Consider the following 2,077-nt stretch of genomic DNA (forward strand, 5'->3'; position numbering starts at 1 on the left):
AGTAGGGGGAAGCCCTTGTGCTTATCAAACGAAGTTTGATGCATGGGGTGAACGCGGAGAGCTTGCTCGAAGCTGGCCATTTCCAGGCGCCAAATAAACGATAAATCCCCAGCACTTTGTGTTGGGGATTTTTTCGTTTAGGTCTGGAAAGATGACCACTCGAACATGGGGATATAGAGAGTGCATGCGAAGCATGCTTCAAATCATGTGATAGTAGGGTGAAGCCCTTGTGCTTATCAAGCGAAGTTTGATACATGGGGTGAACGCGGAGAGCTTGCTCGAAGCTGGCCATTTCCAGGCGCTAAATACACGAAATAGCCCCAGCACGAAGTGTTGGGGCTATTTTGTATGTTCAGTTTTTGAAAGGTTATACCAATCAGTATAAAGATTTGGTCGCTCAGCGAGAGTTTAGCGGTTATGAGGCAAGGCAACGAGTGAAGAGCATAGTTATTCTACGTTTAAGCTCGTTAACGCAGTATCAGGGCCGCTAAAACTCGCCATTCTGGAGCGTTTTTGGCTGCTTACTTCTGCGTTAAATAGCTTCACAAGGGAATAACCATTCTTTCAGTTATTTGCCTTGAATTAGTTGCCAAAAAACGTTCTGAGTAGATCAACTTCTTATACTGATTGGTATTACTCGAACAAGGGGAATTAACAGCGCATGCGCAGCATGTATCATTACCATGTGTACCCAGAGGGCATAATAAATAGTAGGGCGAAGTGAGTGCGTTTATGAAGCTTAGCTTCATGCACTTATGGAGCGCGGAGAACTTGTTCGAGGCTGGCCATTTCCAGGCTTTAAATTAAGTGAAGAAGCCACCTTATTAAGGTGGCTTCTTTGCGTTTAGGCGTTTTTAAAATACTGAACGCTAACTTATATAGAATACAGCTAGCCGTTAAGGTGACGGCTTCACTTCAAGTCGGCATAAATGCCATTCTTAGTAGTAAAGAGTTGACGTCGGTCGATAAGTGTTCCAGACGATAGCGACACTTCCGCCATCCTTGGCGGTCACCGCTTCTCTGCGTCACTCTTCACTTAAAGCTGAGGGGCTGAATACTGCGTATTCAAAGCGCCGGGCTTTCACCCCATGTGTTTGCTATGCAAACCGATAGTGATTATATGCTCCTGCTTAATAGACACCTCCTACGTCGATTTAGGGTGTATATTATTTTTAAGCTTGTATGAGTGTGATTCTAACCTACTGTATTAGGCTAGGTTACTCTGAGCCACTAAAGTGAAGTTTAGCTGCGTCACCAGAGAACTATTACGCTCTCCATTCTTACCAGGCCGTATCAGCTGTTAAAGGAGTAAATCATTTATAATGATAAGTATGGGGGCGTTTTGACAATAACCGTTGAACTGTTAGAGCAATTAGTTATTTTCTTATTGTTGAATAGGATTGCTTGCTAGCAAACATAATAGAGTCACTTGTCATTGCTTTGTGTTAGTAAGAGGACGTCATAATATAAGTCACACAGACTTGTGCTGTTGCTGCTTCGAGGTCATCTATGTTGTGTTTAACTAATAGCAACAGCTCCTGTTGTAAGTGGTCTTTATTTCGCTTTTGCAGCAAAAAGTGATTAAAACACCATCTAAGCGTTCGAAAAATCTGCAGGCGATCGTTATTGGTAAAAAAGTACTTTACCTTTTACTCAATATTTAGCAAAATCCATCTCATCGACAGGGGTGTAGCTCCAATTGGTAGAGCGCCGGTCTCCAAAACCGGATGTTGTGAGTTCGAATCTCCCCACCCCTGCCAAAATTCAGAAGAAGCCGAGCTATTGCTCGGCTTTTTTGCATCTGTCGTTTACTGTTTTAATCAGTGAGCTTAGCCTATGTGCTCAGGGCATTTATCCAACAGGCTATTTTACTCAACAGACTGTAGGTTGTCGTATTTGGCTTTGTTGTCTGAAAAAACCACAGTCGACTCGCTTTAAATAAAAAAAGCTTTACCTTTAAGGGGAGTTTCCGCATAATGCGTTTCGTCGACAGGGGTGTAGCTCCAATTGGTAGAGCGCCGGTCTCCAAAACCGGATGTTGTGAGTTCGAATCTCCCCACCCCTGCCAAAATTCAGA

At 43.4% G+C, this 2,077-nt stretch carries 2 tRNA genes; both read left to right on the forward strand.

The annotated features are described in order from the left end of the window. The first annotated feature begins 1,683 nt into the window (after positions 1-1,683). Positions 1,684-1,760: transfer RNA gene (locus L2748_RS23640), tRNA-Trp, on the forward strand. Between the two features lie 231 nt (positions 1,761-1,991). Next, positions 1,992-2,068 (forward strand) — tRNA-Trp (locus L2748_RS23645). Positions 2,069-2,077 lie beyond the last annotated feature (9 nt).

The organism is Shewanella sairae, assembly GCF_023283535.1.
GTDB classification, from domain to species: Bacteria; Pseudomonadota; Gammaproteobacteria; order Enterobacterales; family Shewanellaceae; genus Shewanella; species Shewanella sairae.